Here is a 19,120-nt window from a genome sequence, read left to right as displayed (position 1 = left end):
GCCGCTAAGTGTGAGAGACCTGCGACCGGGTTGATGTTATGGCCCGGTTTTAATGCGCACCGGTTCCCGTGCGCCCATGACAAGAAAGACCGGCAAGCCATGAATATCGAACAGTCGACGGACCCGAGTTCCGATGCAGGACATTCCGGGCCGGACTATGCCCGCCGCAATCCGCTGGAAATCGGCGTGCAGCTGCGCAACCTCGTGAACCGGGGCGATTTCCTCACCGTCCAGTACCCGGGCGGCCAGCTCGTCACCCGGCTGCTCGAGGTCGACGTCGGCGCGCGCACGTTCGTGTTCGACTGGGGCGCGCTCGCCGAGCAGAACAGCGCGATCCTGGCCGCGTCGCATTGTACGTTCGCGGCCGCGCCGGACGGCGTGCGCGTCGAGTTCGTGACCGGCACGCCGCGCGAGACGCGCTACGAAGGGCTGCCCGCGTTCGAGGCCGATTTCCCCGACCTGCTGTATTGCATCCAGCGCCGCGAATACTTCCGCGTCGACGCGCCGGTCGTCGATCCGTACCTGTGCCGCGGCACGCTGCCGGACGGCGAGAGCTTCCTGTTCGAGGTGCACAACCTGTCGCTCGGCGGCGTCGGGTTGCGCACGGCCGACGAGCGCGTCGAGGCGCTCGAGGTCGGCACGCTGCTGCCCGAGGTCGAGCTTCAGTTGAACGGCCACGGCAAGCTGCTGCTCGACCTGACGCTCGTGTCGCTGCGCTCGACCGAACTGCCGAACGGCTCGCGCCGCTACCAGCTCGGCTTCCGCTTCATGTCGCTGCCGGGCAGCGCGGAGAACACGCTGCAGCGCCTGATCACGCAGCTCGAGATGAAGCGCCGCCAGCTCGCGCGCGCGTGACCGGCGCGCGGGCAGCACCGCCCGCGCGCATTTTCCCCTCAATTTTTTCGATCCGCGGCCGTTATACCGGGAGTCACGCAACCCGGCGGCCGCAGCGCGGCCGGCCCTTCAGGATCGCGCATGTCCAACACTCTGATGAACCTCGGGGTCAGCGGCTTGAACGCCGCGCTCTGGGGCCTCACGACGACCAGCCAGAACATCAGCAACTCGGCGACGCCCGGCTATTCGGTCGAGCGGCCCGTCTATGCGGAGGCGAGCGGCCAGTACACGGGCAGCGGCTACATGCCGCAGGGCGTCAACACGGTCACCGTGCAGCGTCAGTACAGCCAGTACCTGAGCAACCAGCTCAACAGCGCGCAGACGCAGGGCGGCGCGCTGTCGACGTGGTATTCGATGGTCTCGCAGCTGAACAACTACGTCGGCAGCCCGACGGCCGGGATCTCGACCGCGATCACGAACTACTTCACGGGCCTGCAGAACGTCGCGAACAACGCGGCCGACCCGTCCGCGCGGCAGACCGCGATCAGCAACGCGCAGACGCTCGCCGACCAGATCACCGCGGCCGGCCGGCAGTACGACGCGCTGCGCCAGAGCGTGAACACGCAGCTCACGAGCACGGTCTCGCAGATCAACGGCTACACCACGCAGATCGCGCAGCTGAACCAGCAGATCGCGGCCGCGAGCGGCCAGGGCCAGCCGCCGAACCAGCTGATGGACCAGCGCGACCTCGCGGTGTCGAACCTGTCGAGCCTCGTCGGCGTGCAGGTCGTGAGCAACGCCCAGGGCTACAGCGTGTTCCTCGCGGGCGGCCAGCCGCTTGTCGTCGCGGACAAGAGCTACCAGCTCGCGGCCGTCACGTCGCAGTCGGATCCGAGCGAGCTCACCGTCGTGTCGCAGGGGATCGCGGGCGCGACCCCGCAGGGCCCGAACCAGAACCTGCCGGATGCGTCGCTGTCGGGCGGCACGCTCGGCGGCCTGCTGTCGTTCCGCAGCCAGACGCTCGATCCGGGGCAGGCGCAGCTCGGCGCGATCGCGACCAGCTTCGCCGCGCAGGTCAATGCGCAGAACGCGCTCGGTATCGACCTATCGGGCAACGTCGGCAGCAACCTGTTCTCGGTCGGCGCGCCGGCCGTCTACGCGAACCAGGGCAACACGGGCAACGCGACGCTGTCCGTGTCGTTCGCGAATGCCGCGCAGCCGACGACGAGCGACTACACGCTGTCCTATGACGGCAGCAATTACACGCTGACCGACCGCGCGAGCGGCGCGGTGGTCGGCACGTCGGGGTCGATGCCGGGCTCGATCGGCGGGCTGAACTTCTCGTTCTCGTCCGGCTCGATGCTGGCCGGCGACAAGTTCACGGTGGAGCCGACGCGCGGCGCGCTCGGCGGCTTCGCGCTCGCGACGTCGAACGGCTCGGCGATCGCGGCGGCGTCACCGGTCGTGTCGTCGGTCGTGCCGACGAACGCGGGCACCGCGACGATCACGCAGGGCACCGTGAGCGCCGGCTACCAGCTGCCGGCCGGCAAGACCACGCTGACCTACAACGCGACGACGCAGACGCTGTCGGGCTTCCAGCCCGGCACGACGGTGACGATCGCGGGCACGCCGCCGACCTCGGTGGCGATCACGAGCGCGACGACGCCGGTGCCGTACAGTGCGTCGACGGGTGCGACGCTGTCGATCGCGAGCACGGTGCAGCCGCCGGCGGCGGGCACGATGAACGGCATCACCGTGTCGCTGGCGGGCGCGCCGGCGGACGGCGACCAGTTCACGATCGGGCCGTACGCAGGCGGCACGAACGACGGCAGCAACGCGCTCGCGCTGTCGAAGCTCGTCACCGCGAAGACGCTCGGCAACGGCACGACGACGCTGACGGGCGCGTATGCGAGCTACGTGAACGGGATCGGCAACACGGCCAGCCAGCTGAAGTCGTCGAGCGCCGCGCAGACCGCGCTCGTCGGCCAGATCACGTCCGCGCAGCAGTCGGTGTCGGGCGTGAACCAGAATGAGGAAGCGGCGAACCTGATGCAGTACCAGCAGCTCTACCAGGCGAACGCGAAGGTGATCCAGACGGCGGCGACGCTGTTCCAGACCGTACTCGGCCTGTTCAACTGATTTCGAGATCGAGAGGATCCAGGCGATGCGGATTTCCAGCGCCCAGTTTTTCCAGCTGAACGTCGCGCAGATGAGCGACCAGCAAGCGCAGCTGTCGCAGCTGTACCAGCAGATTTCGAGCGGCGTCAGCCTGCAGACCCCGGCGGACAACCCGCTCGGCGCGTCGCAGGCCGTACAGTTGTCGATGTCGTCGGCGACGCTGTCGCAATATGCGTCGAACCAGAACGTCGCGCTGTCGTCGCTGCAGAAGGAGGACTCGGCGCTCACGAGCGTCAACAACCTGCTGAACAGCATTCACGGGGTCGTGATCCATGCCGGCGACGGCGCGCTGACCGACAGCGACCGCGCGGCGCTCGGCACGCAGCTCCAGGGCTACCGCGACCAGCTCGTGACGCTCGCGAATACGACCGACGGCACGGGCAACTACCTGTTCGCCGGCTTCCAGTCGACGACGCCGCCGTTCACGAACAAGCCGGGCGGCGGCGTGATCTACAGCGGCGACAGCGGTTCGCGCGAGGTGCAGATCGCCGACACGCGCACGGTCTCGCAGGGCGACACCGGCACGAGCGTGTTCCTGTCGGTGCCGATGCTCGGCAGCCAGCCGGTGCCCGCGGCGGGGGCGGCCAACACCGGGACCGGCACGATCGGCGCGGTGACGATCACGAACCCGGGTGCCGCGAGCAACGCGCACCAGTTCTCGATCACGTTCGGCGGCACCGCGGCCGCGCCGACCTATACGGTCACCGACAACACGGTCGTGCCGCCGTCGACGACGGCCGCGCAGCCGTATTCGGACGGCTCGGCGATCGCCGTCGGCACCGGCATGACGGTGCCGGTGTCCGGGTCGCCGGCGCCCGGCGACACGTTCTCGGTCACGCCCGCGCCGCAGGCGGGCACCGACGTGTTCGCGGCGCTCGACTCAATGATCTCGGCGCTGAATACGCCGGTCGGCAGCAGCACGACCGCTGAGGCGGCGCTCGCGAACGCGATGACGACGGGTACGACGAAGCTGAACAACACGATGACGAACATCCTCACCGTGCAGGCGTCGGTCGGCGGCCGCGTGCAGGAAATCCAGGCGATGCAGGCGGTCACGCAGACCAATACGGTGCAGACGACCAGCGACCTGTCGAACGTGACGAGCACCAACATGGTGTCGGCGATCAGCTCGTTCCTGCAGATGCAGAACGCGCTGACCGGCGCGCAGAAGGCCTACGTGCAGCTGCAGAACCTGTCGCTGTTCCAGTACGTCAACCCGTGATGCTATGGGCGCCGGACGCGATGTGAGCGCACGCTCACATCGCGCGGCCCGTCCTCGCCGCGCGTCCCGCGCCGGCTTCCGCTTGCCCACGCCGGCTCCCGCTTGCCAGCGCCATTCCCGCTCCGTAAACTTCGCGCCAGATTCCAGACCCGGCGCATCCGTCGCAGCCGGGCGACCGACAAGACAGGAGCATGTCCCGATGTCCGATTCCTATTTCCCGCGCTGGCGGGTGCAACCGACCGGCGCGGCCGCGCGCGTCGTCGGCCTCGACGAACGCCTGTTGTGGCCGCAGATGATCGCGATGGGCGTGCAGCACGTGGTCGCGATGTTCGGCTCGACCGTGCTCGCGCCGCTGCTGATGGGTTTCGACCCGAACCTGTGCATCTTCATGTCCGGCGTCGGCACGCTGCTGTTCTTCGTGCTGGTCGGCGGCCGCGTGCCGAGCTACCTCGGCTCGAGCTTCGCGTTCATCGGCCTCGTGATCGCGGTGACAGGCTATGGCGGCAGCGGCCCGAACCCCAATATCCCGGTCGCGCTCGGCGGCATCATCGCGTGCGGCGTCGTGTATGTCGCGCTCGGCGCGATCGTGTCGGCGGTCGGCACGCGCTGGATCGAGGCGCTGATGCCGCCCGTCGTCACGGGCGCGATCGTTGCGGTGATCGGGCTCAACCTCGCGCCGATCGCGGTCAAGGGCGTGTCCGCGTCGACCTTCGATTCGATGATGGCGCTCGTCACCGTGCTGTCGGTCGGCGGCGTCGCGGTGTTCGCACGCGGGATGATGCAGCGCCTCTTGATCCTCATCGGGCTCGTGATCGCGTATGCGATCTACGCGGTCGCGACCAACGGGATGGGCCTCGGCAAGCCGGTCGACTTCTCGATCGTCGCGCACGCCGCGTGGTTCGGCATCCCGACCTTCCATGCGCCGGTGTTCGATCCGCACGCGATGCTGATGCTCGCGCCGATCGCGGTGATCCTCGTCGCGGAGAACCTCGGCCACATCAAGGCCGTGAGCGCGATGACGGGCCAGAACCTCGACCGCTACGTCGGCCGCGCGTTCATCGGCGACGGGCTCGCGACGATCGTGTCGGGCAGCGTCGGCGGCACGGGCGTGACCACCTACGCGGAGAACATCGGCGTGATGGCCGTCACGCGGATCTACTCGACGCTCGTGTTCGTCGTCGCCGCGCTGATCGCGATCGGGCTCGGCTTCTCGCCGAAGTTCGGCGCGGTGATCCAGACGATCCCGGGCCCGGTGCTCGGCGGCGTGTCGATCGTCGTGTTCGGGCTGATCGCGGTGACGGGCGCGCGGATCTGGGTCGTGAACAAGGTCGACTTTTCCGACAACCGCAACCTGATCGTCGCGGCCGTCACGCTGGTGCTCGGCGCGGGCGACTTCTCGCTGAAGTTCGGCGGCTTCGCGCTCGGCGGGATCGGCACCGCGACGTTCGGCGCGATCCTGCTGTACGCGATCCTGCGCAAGGAGAAGGAGCCGGGCCCGGTGGTGTGAAGCCGGGCGCGGGCGGTGCAAGGCCGCTCGCGTGATTTAGCGTCGCGTGTCGTCCGGGCCACCCGGCGGTCGCATCACGCGACGGCGTTCGCCTGCGCTTCGAGCCACGCACAGAACTGCGCGACGAGCGGCTCGTCCGCGCGCTCGCGCGGCGTGATCCACCAGTAGCTGCGCGTCGCGATGCGCGGCCCTTCGAGCGGCATCACGAGCCGGCCGCTCGCGAGTTCGTCGTCGATCAGCGGCAGCGGGCCGAGCGCGACGCCGAGCCCGTCGACCGCCGCCTGCAGCGCGAGGTAGAAGTGGTCGAACGACTGCCGCTTGCGGGCCTTTACCGTCACGTCGGCCGCGGCGAACCAGTCGCGCCAGCCTTCCGGGCGTGTATCCGAATGCAGCAGCACATGGCGCGCGAGATCGTCCGCGCGCGCGATCGGCGCGCGTTTCAGCAGCGCGGGGCTGCACACCGGGATCACGCTCTCGTCGAGAAAGCGGCCGCTCGCGCAGTTCGGCCAGTGGCCGGGGCCGCGGCGGATCGCGACGTCGAAGCCGTCGAGCATGTCGAGCGGCGCATTCGACGTCGACAGCTTCAGCTCCACGTTCGGCACGTCGCGCTGAAAGCGCGACAGGCGCGGCAGCAGCCATTTCATCGCGAAGGTCGGCAGCGCGTTGATGCGCAGCACGCGCGCGGTGCCGGTCGCGCGCAGGCGTTCGGTGGCGAGCGCGATGCTGTCGAACGCGGCGCGCACCGTGTCCAGGTACTGGCGGCCTTCGTCGGTCAGTTTCACGCGCTTGCCGAGCCGGTGGAACACGGGCTTGCCGAGCCAGGCCTCGAACCCGGCGATCTGCCGGCTGATGGCACCGTGAGTCACATGCAGCTCGTCGCCGGCAGCACTGAAGCTTTCGTGTCGTGCCGCGGCTTCAAAGGCCCGAAGCGCGGAAAAAGGCGGGAGATCGCGTGGCATGCTTGTGATTCTAGATCACAAGGGCACGCCGATAAAATCGTTTTGCGCGGGCGCCGCACGGCGGTACGCTCGACCTGTCGTTTGTCGAGGACTCCCATGCAATCCGTTTCCACACCCCCTGCCGGCCCCGCGAAGCACGTCGGGCTCGCCGAGCTGTTCGTCGGCTTTCTGACCCTTGGGCTGATGTCGTTCGGCGGCGCGCTGCCGTTCGCGCGGCGCGCGATCGTCGATGAGCGCAAGTGGCTCTCCGCCGACGAATTCACCGATCTGCTCGGCCTGTGCCAGTTCCTGCCCGGCGGCAACGTGATCAACCTGTCGGTCGCGGTCGGCATGCGCTTTCGCGGCGTGCCGGGCGCGTTCGCCGGAATCCTCGGGCTGATCGCCGGGCCGACGCTCGTCGTTGTCGCGCTTGGCGTGCTGTACGCGAAAACCGAGAGCGATCCGCGCGTCCAGCATCTGTTCGCCGGGTTGGCCGCCGCGGCGGCCGGGCTGCTCGCGGCGATGGCGGTGAAGGTCGCGAAGCCGCTGCGGCACGCGAGGGCAGCGGCCGGCATCGCGGCGCTCGCATTCGTCGCGATCGCCGTGCTGCGCATGCCGCTGCTGACGACGATGCTCGTGCTGACGCCGGCGAGCGTGTGGTTCGCCGCGCGCCGCCGCGCGGAGCCGGCGGCATCGCCCGGGCCTGCCGCGTCGCCGGGGGCCGTGCCGGCGCCGCGTGACGGCGAGCAGCGCGGGCACGGCGAGCACGGCGGGCACGGCGGCAAGCGGAACGGAGGCCGGCCATGAACGACACGCTGATCGCGATCGCGACGATCTTCGGCCAGCTGTCGCTGCTCGCGTTCGGCGGCGGCAACACGATCCTGCCCGAGATGCAGCGGCAGGTCGTCGACGTGCACCACTGGATGAGCGCACACGAGTTCACCGCGCTGTTCGCGCTCGCGCAGGCAGCGCCCGGGCCGAACATGATGATCGTGTCGCTGGTCGGCTGGCACGTGGCCGGCTGGCCGGGCCTCTTGGTCGCGACGCTCGCGAAGTTCGGGCCGTCGTCGGTCGTCACCGTGCTCGCGCTGCACGCATGGGAGCGCTTTCGCGACCGTCCGTGGCGGCGCTACGTGCAGCAGGGGATGATGCCGGTCACCGCGGGCCTCGTCGTCGCGAGCGCGGTGCTGATCGCCGAAGCGTCGAACCGCACGGCCGTGCAATGGGGCATCACCGCCGCGTGCGCGGTGCTCGCGTACCGCACGCGCATCCATCCGCTGTGGCTGCTCGCGGCCGGCGCGCTGATCGGGCTGACGGGCGTCGGGCAGTGAGTGCGCGCCGGGCTGGCTGTCGCGTAGCGCGGCAGGATCGGGCAGGATCGGGCCGGTAGGCGGGGGCGGGCCGGTATACTGCGGGGTTTGAATTCGAACCGCAGGACTTTGCACCATGTCGACGATTCCCGCCTGTCCGCAATGCGCGATGGAAAACACCTACCCCGATGGCGACCATTTTGTTTGCGCCGATTGCGGACACGAGTGGTCGAGTGCCGCCCCGCAAACGTCCGACGATGACGCGGCGCGCATCGTCAAGGACGCAAACGGCAACGTGCTCGCCGACGGCGACTCGGTCGTGCTGATCAAGGACCTGAAGCTGAAGGGCTCGTCGATCACGCTGAAGATGGGCACCAAGGTGAAGAGCATCCGTCTCGTCGGCGGCGATCACGAAGTCGACTGCAAGGTCGACGGGATGAGCGTGATGCTGAAGGCCTGCTACCTGAAGAAGAACTGACTGTCGCACCACCCGCTATGCACCGCCCGCCACGCGCGGCCGGGCGGCGCGCGCCGGGCCTGCCCGGGTCGGTGGTGAATCACGCCGCGCGGGAAACGGAGCATCGATGGATCTCGACGGCGCCAGCCGCAATCTCACGGTCGCCGCGCTGCTGACGCTGTCGGGCGGCTATCTCGACGCGTACACGTACGTCGGCCACGGCCACGTGTTCGCGAACACGATGACGGGCAACGTCGCGCTGCTCGGCATCAATCTGTCGGCCGGCGAGTGGGCCGCGGCGCTGCATCACGTGCCGCCGCTCGTCGGCTTCGTGATCGCGGTGTTCGTCGCACACCTGCTCGGGCTTGCCGCGCGGCGCGGCTGGATGCGGCATACCGCGTTCGCGAGCCTGATCGTCGAGATCGCGTTTCTCGGCATCGCGGCGAGCGGCGTCGTCGGCGCGTCGAGCGCGTGGCTGATTCCCGGCATTTCGTTCGTCGCGACGCTCCAGACGCTGTCGTTCACCCACCTCGAAGAACTGTCGTACACGTCGGTGATGACGACCGGCAACCTGCGGCGTGCCACGCAGAAGCTGTTCGTCGGGCTGATCCCGCGCTACGACGCCGGCGCGCTGCACGACTCGGCGCTGCTGGCAACGATCAGCTTCTGCTTTCTCGCCGGTGCGGTGGCCGGCGGCCTCGTGACGCGGCTCGTGCCGGCGCTCGCGCTGTGGGGCGCGGTGCTGCTGCTCGCCGGCGCGTTCGCGGAGATCGTGCGGCGTGCGTGGCGCCGCGCGGGCGTGGTCGAGGCCGGCTGAGCGCCGAAACCGCCGGGAATTGCCGGGAATTGCCGCCCGGCAGGCAAGCCCCGCGCGGCATAGCGTTGTGTGCTGGCGACAATCCGGCCGTTCCTGCGTGTTTCAATTTCTTTCAAGGGTCGGGCTGGTCTTATGATTCTCGCCACATCGTGCGCGCCAAGAGCGTGCGCGATCCCACCCGGCTGCGCACGCGGCCGGCAATGATCGGAGACACCAACAAAAAGGAACGCTCATGAAGCAGACCACCAGACTCGCAGCACTCGCAGGGGGCGCCTTCCTGGCATTCGCCAGCCAATACGCAGCAGCACAAAGCTCGGTCACGCTCTGGGGCGTCGCCGACGTCAGCGTCCGCTACCTGACCAACGCGAACGCCAAGAACGACGGCCTGCTGTCGATGACCAACGGCGCGATCACCAATAGCCGCTTCGGCATCTACGGCACGGAAGACCTCGGCGGCGGCCTGAAGGGGCTGTTCAAGCTCGAGAGCGGCGTGAACCTGCAGAACGGCGCGTTCTCGGACAGCGGCCGCCTGTTCAACCGCGCGGCCTACGTCGGCCTTGGCAGCCAGTACGGCACCGTGACCCTCGGCCGCCAGAAGACGCCGCTGTTCGACCTGCTGTCGGACACCTACGATCCGCTGACGGTCGGCAACTACTTCGAAAACGCATGGCTGCCGGTCGCACTCGGCGGCGGGCTGTATGCGGACAACCAGATCAAGTACACGGGCACGTTCAGCGGCCTGACCGCGAGCGCGATGTACTCGACGGGCACGAACTACGAGTCGACCGGTGCCGGCGGCTTCTCCGGCCAGATCCCCGGCTCGCTCGGCAAGGGCAATGCGTGGGGCGTCGCGCTGTCGTACGTGATGGGCCCGCTGAGCATCGCGGCCGGCGCGCAGCAGAACAGCGACAACTCGGCACGCAAGCAGACGATCTACCACGCGAACGTCGTCTACGCATTCAGCAAGGCGAAGGTCTACGCGGGCTACCTGCGCTCGAAGGACGACACGGGCTTCGTCGACAGCCTGCTCGCGCAGCAGACGATTCCGGTCGCGAAGGGCACCGGCCGCATCGACGACGGCCCGTACGCGGGCGTGAGCTGGCAGGTCAGCGCGCCGCTGACGCTGACGGGCGCGTTCTACTACGACCATATGCGCAACGCGATGACCGCGAACGGCACGCTCTCGAGCGGCAACCGCTACGCGATCGTCGGCATCGCCGAGTACGCGCTCAGCAAGCGCACCGAAGTCTACGGCACCGTCGACTTCAACAAGACGAACGGCGCGGCCAACGTCGAGCTGCCGGGCCGCAGCAACCAGACCGGCATCGCGATCGGCCTGCGCAATATCTTCTGACGAACGGCGCACGGTACGACATACGCCGGGCCGATGTCCGGCTGATGACGAAGAGGCTCTGCGGGGCCTCTTTTTTTTCGTGCGCGCCGCCGATCGAGCGGCGGCATCCGGGCTCATACGCGTGCGCGGCTATCCAGCGTCCGCTCCATAGCCGAACATGTAATCCGTAAGCTGTCCGTCGGCATTCCAAAACATATTTTTACAGTGCGCGCGGCACCTTTCCGCTAATCTGCGTGGATCGTCCGGCGTGTGCCCGTGGCGCGCACGCGCGTCGCTTGCGCGCGCGGCGGGCGCGGCCGGCATGGTCCGTAATTTGTGTATCCGGTGATGACAAACGCTGTCCGCCGGTTTTTTTTGTGTGACGATGCGCGTCACAATTCACGTTTGAAGGGGATGACGATGGGTATCCTGAACACCGTTGGCGAAATCGCAGGCGCCGTGGCGGCCGTCGAGGCTGCAGAGAAAGTCGATCCGGATGCGGGTTTCCTGACCAAGGCGGCAGCGGCCGTCGCCGGCTTCAAGGGCGCGGAAGCGCTCGAAGGCATGCTCGAGAAGAAGGAAGAGAAGCCCGAAGAAGCTGCCGACGACACGCAAGCCACCGACGGTAGCGACACGTCGCAGGCATGAGCATGGCGGCCGGCTCGGCCGCGTCCGCGCATCCCGCACGGACGGGCGAGCCGGTGCCGCGCAGCCGGCAGGTCGGGCATGCGGTCGATCGGTGACGCATGGCACACCCGGCAGCTGGATTGACAGGCGAGAGGCAATGTCTCTCGCCGTTTTTTTTGCGCGCGCGCCGGGCGCCGCAAGAAAACCGGAAACTTGCTATCGTGCCGTCATCCGAACTGCTGAACCATGATGAGGGCATGCGATGGAATTCGACTACGACCTGTTCGTGATCGGGGCCGGCTCGGGCGGCGTCAGGCTGGCCCGGATGTCGGCGTCATATGGCGCGCGCGTGGGCATTGCGGAAGAGGAGCAGATCGGCGGCACCTGCGTGCTGCGCGGCTGCATTCCGAAGAAGCTGCTCGTCTACGCATCGCATTACCCGCATGAAGTCGAGGACGCGCGCGGCTTCGGCTGGACCTTCGGCGCCGGCTCGCTCGACTGGCCCGCGCTGATTGCCGCGAAGGATCGCGAGATCAACCGGCTGAGCGGCATCTACATCAACCTGCTGCGCCAGTCCGGCGTCGAGATGCACGCGGGGCGCGCGACGCTCGTCGATGCGCATACGGTCGCGCTCGGCGAGCGCCGCATCACCGCGCGCCACATCGCGATCGCAACCGGCTCGCGGCCGTCGCTGCCGCCGCTGCCGGGCATCGAGCACGCGATCACGTCGCGCGAGGCGCTGTCGCTGCCCGCGCTGCCTGCGCGCATCGCGGTGGTCGGCGGCGGCTATATCGCGGTCGAGTTCGCGGGCATCTTCAACGGGCTCGGCAGCCAGGCCGACCTGTTCTATCGCGGCGAGCAGATCCTGCGCGGCTTCGACGACGACATCCGCAATTTCCTCGCCGACGAAATGACGAAGCAGCGCGTGACGATCCATACCCGCGCATCGGTCGACGCGATCGAGCGCGCGAGCGACGGCACGCTCGGCGTGCGGGTCGGCGGCACGCATCATGGGCCGTACGACGCGGTGCTCTATGCGACCGGGCGCGTGCCGAACGTCGACGGGCTCGGGCTCGAGCAGGCCGGTGTCGCGCTCGATGCGCGCGGCGCGATCGCGGTCGATGCGTATTCGGCGACGTCGGTCGCGTCGATCCACGCAATTGGCGACGTGACGTCGCGCCCGCAGCTCACGCCGGTCGCGACGCGCGACGGCGGCCTGCTCGCGATGACGCTGTTCGGCGGGCAGCGTGTCGCGGCCGATCACGAGTGGGTGCCGTCGGCCGTGTTCAGCCAGCCGGAGGTCGCGACGGTCGGTCTCGCCGAGGCGCGCGCGCGGCACGTGTACGGCGACGTCGACATCTACCGCACGTCGTTCAAGGCGCTGCGCCACACGCTGTCCGGACGCGACGAGCGCACGCTGATGAAGCTCGTCGTCGCGCGCGACAGCCAGCGGGTCGTTGGCGCGCACATGGTCGGCCGCGACGCGGGCGAGATCATCCAGGGCATCGCGATCGCGATTCGCGCGGGCGCGACGAAGGCGCAGTTCGACGAGACGATCGGCATCCATCCGACCGCGGCCGAGGAGTTCGTGACGATGCGGCAGAAGCTGGCCGATTAGCGGGATGCGGCGCGCGTATGCTGGCGGCCGGCGGCGCGCGTACTCGGCCGTGATGCTCGATGCTCAATGCACCCCGAAAGCATCGAGCAGCCGATACCAGCTCATCGCGAGCACGAGCGCCGGCGTGCGCAGCAGCGCGCCGCCCGGGAAATCGCGATGCCTGATCTTGCCGAACAGGTCGAAGCGGCTCGCCTGGCCATCGATCGCCTCGGCGATCAGCCTGCCCGCGAGCGCGGTCGTGTTCACGCCGTGTCCCGAGAAGCCCTGCGCGTAGTACATCGTCGGCGCGACGCGCCCGAAATGCGGCGCGCGGTTCATCGTGATGTCGACGAACCCGCCCCACGCATAGTCGACCTTCACGTCCGCGAGTTGCGGGAACGTCTTCAGCATGTCGCGCCGCATCGACTCCGCGAGATTGCGCGGCGGCAGCGTCGAATAGCTGACCTTGCCGCCCCAGAGCAGACGCGTGTCCGGTGCCGGGCGGAAATAGTCGAGCACGAAACGGCTGTCGCAAACCGCCGCGCGCGCGGGCATCAAAGCGGCGGCGCGCGCCTGGCCGAGCGGCTCGGTTGCGATCACGTAGGTGCCGACCGGCATGATCTTGCGCGACAGCGCCGGCGCGAGCGTGCCGAGATACGCGTTGCACGCGAGCACGACGAAGCGCGCACGCACGTGGCCCTGACTGGTCTCGACGAGATGGCCGGCAGGAATGTCGCGCACGCGCGTCACGCAACTGTTCTCGTGGATGCGCACGCCGGCTTCGCGAGCCGCGCGCGCGAGGCCGAGCGTGTAGTTGAGCGGATGCAGGTGGCCGCTGTCCGGGTCGTACAGGCCGCCCCGATAGCGCGACGACTGCACGTAGTCGCCGAGTGCTTCCGGCTCGACGAAATGCAGGCGGTCGTAGCCGAAGCGCTTTGCGGCCTCGTCGCGCCAGCGCTTCAGCGCATCGGCGTCGCGCTCCGTATTGGCGGCCGTCAGGTAGCCGGGCACCAGCGCGCAATCGATGTGATGTTTCGCGATGCGTGACTTCACGAGCGACAGCGTCTCGAGCCCCATCTCCCAGATGCGCTTCACGTCGCCTGCGGGCATGAAGTGCGCGAACGTATCGATGTCACACGCGAAGCCGCCGATCAGCTGGCCGCCGTTGCGGCCGCTCGCGGCCCATCCGACCCGCGACGCTTCGAGCACGGTCACCGAATAGCCGCGCTCGGCCAGGTTGAGCGCGGCCGACAGGCCGGTCAGGCCTGCGCCGATCACGCACACGTCGGCGTCGGTTGCGCCGGCGAGCGGCGGGTGGCGGGTCGTGTCGTTGACGGTCGCCGCGTAGTACGACGCGGCATGCGGCTGGTTCGCGAATGTCTGCATGGTCAGTAGAACGGAGGAGTTTTTCTCAAAGCAACTCGCGGACGCGGTGATACAGCATCCCGAGTTCGAGCGCGGGCTGGCGCCACGCGTCGCCGCCGGGGAAGCGGCGGTGGCGCAGGCGCGCGAACAGGTCGAACGCGCGCGTGTCGCCGGCGATCGCGCCGGCGATCGTGCGGCCGGCGATGCCGGTGAGCGCGACGCCATGACCGCTGAAGCCCTGGACATAGAAGAAGTTCGGATCGAGCGCGCCGAAATCCGGCGCGCGGTTGCGCGTGACGTCGACGAAGCCGCCCCACGCGTAGTCGACGCGCACGTCGCCGAGCTGCGGGAACACGCCGACCATGCGGCGCCGGATCGTGTCGGCGAGCGCGGCGGGCGACGCGCCCGCGGAGTCCGCGCGGCCGCCGAACAGCATCCGGTGATCGGCGGACAGCCGGAAGTAATCGAGGAAGAAATTGTTGTCGCACACGGCTTCGCGCTGGGCGATCAGTGCGGTCGCGCGTGCGTCGCCGAGCGGTTCGGTCGCGATGATGTACGACGCGATCGGCGCGATGCGCGCGGCGGTCGCGGCGGGCAGCACGCCGCCCGGCCCCGCGTTGCAGCACGACACGACGAATCGGCAGCGGATCTCGCCGGACGGCGTGCGCACGACGGGCCGCACGCCGCGCACGACGTCGAGCGCGGGCGTGTGCGCGAACAGCGCGACGCCATCGCGGCGCGCGGCATCGGCGAGACCGAGGCAATACTTGAGCGGATGCAGGTGGCCCGACAGCGGATCGTAGACGCCGGCAAGGTAGCGAGCCGACGCAATGCGCGCGCGGATTGCGTCGGTATCGAGCCAGGTCAGCGACGGATGGCCCCAGCGCGACGTGGCCGCCTCCATCCACGCGCGCAGGTCGCCGATGCGGCGCGGCTTCGTCGCGACGGTCAGGTAGCCGCGCGTGAAGTCGCAGTCGATTCCGTAGCGCGCGATGCGCTCGGCGATCAGCGCGACGCCGTCGAGCGACAGCGCCCACGCGGCGCGTGCGCCGTTCGCGCCGAGCTGGCGCTCGATCTCCTCGTCCTTCGCGAAGCCGGTGATCGCCTGGCCGCCGTTGCGTCCCGATGCGCCCCAGCCGGGACGATGCGCATCGATCACCGCGACGGACAGCCCACGCGCGCGGCAGTCGAGCGCGGTCGACAGGCCCGCGAAGCCGGCACCGATCACGCAGACGTCGACGTCGAGCGTGTCGTCGAGAACGGGGTCATCGATCACGGCGCGTGCGGCGCTTGCTTCGTAGTACGAGTCACGCGCGAGCGCGTCGGCGCGGCGGGTGAAAGACTGGCTCATGAAACCGACTCCGTCGAAGCGGCGCGCAACGCGCCGGAATCCTGCCCGGGAAGCGGCGCGGGACGCCGTACGCGCTGCACGGCGTCCCGCGCGCCCAGCGTCAGAACGAGTAGATGAACTGCGTCGCGAGCAGGTCGTTGGACTTGCCGTACGAACCGTCGTTGCGCAGGAACACCTTGTTGTTCGCCCAGTCGTGCCGGTATTCGACCTTCACGGTGATCTGCTGGGTCGGATAGAACAGCAGGTCGAGCGCGACGTCCTGACGGATCGCACCCTTGCACTCGAAGCCGAGCCCGCCGCCGGCCTTCGACATCGCGAGGCAATCTGCGTCGACGCCGAAGCCGTTGCTCGTGTCCATCCCGTTGCCGTTCAGCGCGATGCCGCCGCCGCCACCACCGTTCTTGCTGTTGACGAGCGCATCGTAGCGCAGCGTCACGCCCATGCGGCCGACCACCGGCGCATTGAACTTGCGGTGCGCGAGCAGCGACAACCCGTACCACTGTGCGAGCCCGCCGTTGAACGCCGCATGGTCCTGCCGGCCGTAATCGACTTCGGCGTTGTACTGCACGTCGGCGAGCGTGTAGGTCGCGTCGAGCTCGCCGAAGAAGAACGAGCCGTACGCGCTCGGCGCGTTGCCGCCAGGGCCGTAGTGGACGACGCCGTTCGAATCGATCGCGCTCGCGAGCGTCTGGCGGCCGATGTTGAACGAACCGCCGATGTCGAGCGCGCTCGACCACGTGTAGTCCGCGCGCGCGGTGAAGGTCGGTACCTTGTTGCTGGTCGTGATCGGATCGCCGAGCGCATTGGTGCCGGTCTGCGTGACCGACCCGTAGGTGCGGTACTGCTCGTTGCCGACGAAGAACTTCCACGCCCAGTTGCCCTTCGTATAGTTCGCGCCGGCACCGATGTAGCTGCCCGGATCCGAGAAGTCGTACAGCAGGCCGTGCGTGAGCGTGAGCATCTGGTTCGACTGCTGCACTTCGTAGCCGCCGAAGCTCGGAATCAGGCCCGCGACGAGCGTGGTCGACGCCGTGATCGGCACGTTGACGACCGCCGTGTTCAGGATGTTGTTGCCGATATTGCCGCGCGAGTTCTGCAGCAGCGTGATGCCGTTGCCGCGGTTCGGCATCAGCGTAATCTCGGCCGACGGCGCCATCGGGCCGACACCGAAGGTCTTCTTGATGTCGAGGTACAGGTCGCCGAACGTGCTGTTGAAGTAGTTGTACGAACTCTCGTGGTTCGCGAACAGGAACGACGACGAGCTCGCCGCACGGTTGTACACGTAGGTCGGATCGATGTAGCCCGTGATGGACAGGCCCGCGATCGGCCCGGTGTTCGCGGCGTCGGTCAGCGAATCGACCTTCAGCTGCTGATTCGCGATCTGCTGCTTCATCTCGGTGACGTCGTCGTTGCTCAGCACCGCCGGCGCCTTGCCGTAATCGGGCGACGACTGGTCGGCGGCGACCGCGACCGTCTTGCCGCCCGTCGACGCGCCGGCTTGCGCGGTCGCAACAGCGCCCGGCTTCGCGGCGAGCTGCGACTGCATCGCCTTCATCTGCTTCTGCAGCGCGGCGACCTGCGCCTGCAGTGCCTTGATCTGGGCGGAAGTGGAGTCGGCCAGCGCGATGCCGGGCAGCGCGCCGGCGACCAGCAGGCAGATCAGTTTCTTCTTCATTGCGGATTCTCCTTGTCGTGTGCCTGTCAATGCGTATTCAGATCGCGCGCCGCGCGAGGCGGCGCGCTGTGGTTGTTATCCAACGAGGGTAAGAGGGGCGGCCTCACGCCGCCGCGAACGCCGCCTTCATGTCGGCCACGCGCCGGCGTTCGCGCGCGATCATCATCTGGTTCACGACGATCACGCCGACCGTCACCGCGGTGATGAACAGCGTCGCGAGTGCGTTCATCTCCGGATTCAGGCCGAGACGCACGCGCGAGAACACCACGAGCGGCAGCGTCGTCGAGCCGGGGCCGGACAGGAACGCCGACAGCACGAGATCGTCGATCGACAGCGTGAACGACAGCAGCCACCCCGACAGCAGCGCCTGCGAGATCAGCGGCAGCGTCACCACGAAGAACACCTTCAGCGGCGTCGCGCCGAGATCGAGCGCGGCCTCCTCGAGCGACTTGTTCATCTCCTTCACGCGTGACTGCACGATGATCGCGACGTACGACACGCACAGCATCACGTGCCCGATCCAGATCGTCACCATCCCGCGCCCCTTCGGCCAGCCGAACATCTGCTCCAGCGCAACGAACAGCAACAGCAGCGAGATCCCCTGGATCACCTCCGGTATCACCAGCGGCGCGTTGATCATCCCCGTGTACAGCGTGAAGCCCTTGAAGCGGCCGAAGCGCGCGAGCACGAAGCCCGCCCACGTGCCGATCACGACCGACGCGGTCGCGGTCAGCAGGCCGATCTTCAGCGACAGCCACGCGGCAGTCAGCAGCTCGTCGTCCTGCCACAGCGCCGCGTACCACTTCAGCGAAAAGCCCGACCAGACGGTCACGAGCTTCGACTCGTTGAACGAGTACACGACGAGGCTGATGATCGGGATGTACAGAAACAGGAACCCGAACGCGAGGACACCCGTCGACAGCGGTTTGTTCGGCTTGATCATTTGACGTCCTCCAGTTCCTTGACCTGGTAATACTGGAACAGCGCCATCGGCACGAGCAGCAGCACCACCATCGCCACCGTCACCGCGGACGCCATCGGCCAGTCCATGTTGTTGAAGAACTCGTCCCACATCACGCGGCCGATCATCAGCGTGTCCGCGCCGCCGAGCAGTTCCGGAATCACGTACTCGCCGACCGCCGGGATGAACACCAGCAGGCTGCCCGCGATGATCCCGTTCTTCGACAGCGGCAGCGTGATCTGCGTGAACGCGACCCACGGCTTCGCGCCGAGGTCGTATGCGGCTTCGAGCAGCGTCAGGTCCATCTTCACGAGGTGCGCGTATAGCGGCATCACCATGAACGGCAGGTACGAATAGACCATCCCGATGTAGACGCCCGCATCGCTGTGATACAGGCGCAGCGGCGTGTGGATGATGCCGAGCGCGATCAGCGCGTGGTTCAGCAGGCCGTCATCCTTCAGGATGCCGATCCATGCATACACGCGGATCAGGAACGACGTCCAGAACGGCAGCATCACGGCCATCATCAGCACGTTGCGCGTGGCCGGTTCCGAGCGCGCGATGTAGTACGCCATCGGATAGCCGATCAGCAGGCAGAAGAACGTCGATACCGCGGCCATCTTCAGCGAGCTGAGGTAGGTCGCGACGTACAGGTCGTCCTGCAGCAGGAACGCGTAGTGGCCGAGCTGGATCGCAAAGTGCACGACGCCGTCCTTGATCTGCATCAGCGCCGTGTACGGCGGGATGCCCATCAACTGGTCGGCGAAGCTGATCTTCAGCACCAGCACGAACGGCAGCGCGAAGAAGACCGTCAGCCACACGAACGGCACGCCGATCGCGACGCTGCGGCCGGATGGCAGGAAGCGCGACAGCGACGCGAAGCGGCTTGCGCGCGCGCGGGCCGCGGTCGCGGCCACGGCGCCGGTCGATACTGACGTGGGTGGCGTG

The 19,120-nt window shown here is 68.1% G+C and carries 17 protein-coding genes; 11 read left to right on the top strand and 6 right to left on the bottom strand.

The window, feature by feature from the left end; genetic code table 11:
* Positions 1-99: 99 nt before the first annotated feature.
* From DID96_RS28875 to DID96_RS28860, 4 genes are all read left to right on the top strand, one after another.
* The gene (locus DID96_RS28875; protein WP_124602645.1) at positions 100-855 is read left to right on the top strand and encodes a flagellar brake protein; all 756 of its coding nucleotides are present in this window, start codon (positions 100-102) and stop codon (positions 853-855) included.
* 120 nt (positions 856-975) lie between these two features.
* Positions 976-2,973 (top strand): flagellar hook-associated protein FlgK, encoded by a 1,998-nt coding sequence (flgK, locus tag DID96_RS28870; protein ID WP_124602644.1) that lies wholly within the window; start codon positions 976-978, stop codon positions 2,971-2,973.
* Between the two features lie 25 nt (positions 2,974-2,998).
* Positions 2,999-4,234, top strand: coding sequence for a flagellar hook-associated protein FlgL (gene flgL / locus DID96_RS28865; protein ID WP_124602643.1), 1,236 nt, complete (start codon positions 2,999-3,001; stop codon positions 4,232-4,234).
* Positions 4,235-4,433: 199 nt separating this feature from the next.
* On the top strand, positions 4,434-5,741 hold the full coding sequence (locus DID96_RS28860; RefSeq protein ID WP_124602642.1) for a solute carrier family 23 protein: 1,308 nt from the start codon (positions 4,434-4,436) through the stop codon (positions 5,739-5,741).
* 74 nt (positions 5,742-5,815) lie between these two features.
* Here DID96_RS28860 and DID96_RS28855 read toward each other — a convergent pair whose 3' ends face one another.
* Positions 5,816-6,700, bottom strand: coding sequence for a transcriptional regulator GcvA (locus DID96_RS28855; RefSeq protein WP_124602641.1), 885 nt, complete (start codon positions 6,698-6,700; stop codon positions 5,816-5,818).
* 96 nt (positions 6,701-6,796) lie between these two features.
* On the opposite strand from DID96_RS28855, the gene DID96_RS28850 reads away from it, so the two are divergent.
* The 7 genes from DID96_RS28850 to gor all read left to right on the top strand — a co-directional run bounded on the left by DID96_RS28850 (position 6,797) and on the right by gor (position 12,841).
* Positions 6,797-7,486 (top strand): chromate transporter, encoded by a 690-nt coding sequence (locus DID96_RS28850; RefSeq protein ID WP_260464034.1) that lies wholly within the window; start codon positions 6,797-6,799, stop codon positions 7,484-7,486.
* Positions 7,483-8,010, top strand: a complete 528-nt coding sequence (locus DID96_RS28845; RefSeq protein ID WP_124602640.1) for a chromate transporter — start codon at positions 7,483-7,485, stop codon at positions 8,008-8,010. Before DID96_RS28850 ends, DID96_RS28845 begins: the two co-directional genes overlap by 4 nt.
* A gap of 115 nt (positions 8,011-8,125) precedes the next feature.
* A complete protein-coding gene (locus tag DID96_RS28840) occupies positions 8,126-8,467 on the top strand; it encodes a zinc ribbon domain-containing protein YjdM (RefSeq protein WP_124602639.1) in 342 nt (113 codons plus the stop codon).
* A 106-nt stretch (positions 8,468-8,573) separates the two neighbouring features.
* Positions 8,574-9,263, top strand: coding sequence for a YoaK family protein (locus DID96_RS28835; RefSeq protein ID WP_124602638.1), 690 nt, complete (start codon positions 8,574-8,576; stop codon positions 9,261-9,263).
* Between the two features lie 232 nt (positions 9,264-9,495).
* Entirely contained in the window at positions 9,496-10,617 is a 1,122-nt protein-coding gene (locus DID96_RS28830; RefSeq protein ID WP_124602637.1) for a porin, read from the top strand.
* A 399-nt stretch (positions 10,618-11,016) separates the two neighbouring features.
* On the top strand, positions 11,017-11,244 hold the full coding sequence (locus DID96_RS28825) for a hypothetical protein (RefSeq protein WP_124602636.1): 228 nt from the start codon (positions 11,017-11,019) through the stop codon (positions 11,242-11,244).
* 241 nt (positions 11,245-11,485) lie between these two features.
* The gene (gene gor, locus DID96_RS28820; RefSeq protein ID WP_124602635.1) at positions 11,486-12,841 is read left to right on the top strand and encodes a glutathione-disulfide reductase; all 1,356 of its coding nucleotides are present in this window, start codon (positions 11,486-11,488) and stop codon (positions 12,839-12,841) included.
* Between the two features lie 63 nt (positions 12,842-12,904).
* Here gor and DID96_RS28815 read toward each other — a convergent pair whose 3' ends face one another.
* From DID96_RS28815 to DID96_RS28795, 5 genes are all read right to left on the bottom strand, one after another.
* Entirely contained in the window at positions 12,905-14,206 is a 1,302-nt protein-coding gene (locus DID96_RS28815; protein WP_124602634.1) for an FAD-binding oxidoreductase, read from the bottom strand.
* Between the two features lie 25 nt (positions 14,207-14,231).
* A complete protein-coding gene (locus tag DID96_RS28810; protein ID WP_124602633.1) occupies positions 14,232-15,536 on the bottom strand; it encodes an FAD-binding oxidoreductase in 1,305 nt (434 codons plus the stop codon).
* 100 nt (positions 15,537-15,636) lie between these two features.
* On the bottom strand, positions 15,637-17,211 hold the full coding sequence (locus tag DID96_RS28805; protein ID WP_124602632.1) for a DUF3138 family protein: 1,575 nt from the start codon (positions 17,209-17,211) through the stop codon (positions 15,637-15,639).
* Between the two features lie 103 nt (positions 17,212-17,314).
* Positions 17,315-18,154, bottom strand: a complete 840-nt coding sequence (locus DID96_RS28800; RefSeq protein ID WP_124602631.1) for an ABC transporter permease subunit — start codon at positions 18,152-18,154, stop codon at positions 17,315-17,317.
* The coding region (locus DID96_RS28795) for an ABC transporter permease subunit (protein ID WP_409333824.1) at positions 18,151-19,120 on the bottom strand (970 nt) is incomplete at its 5' end. The genes DID96_RS28795 and DID96_RS28800, both read right to left, overlap by 4 nt.

Source organism: Burkholderia sp. Bp8963 (genome assembly GCF_003854275.1).
Lineage (GTDB): Bacteria > Pseudomonadota > Gammaproteobacteria > Burkholderiales > Burkholderiaceae > Burkholderia.
This window is presented reverse-complemented; position numbering and strand designations above follow the sequence as displayed.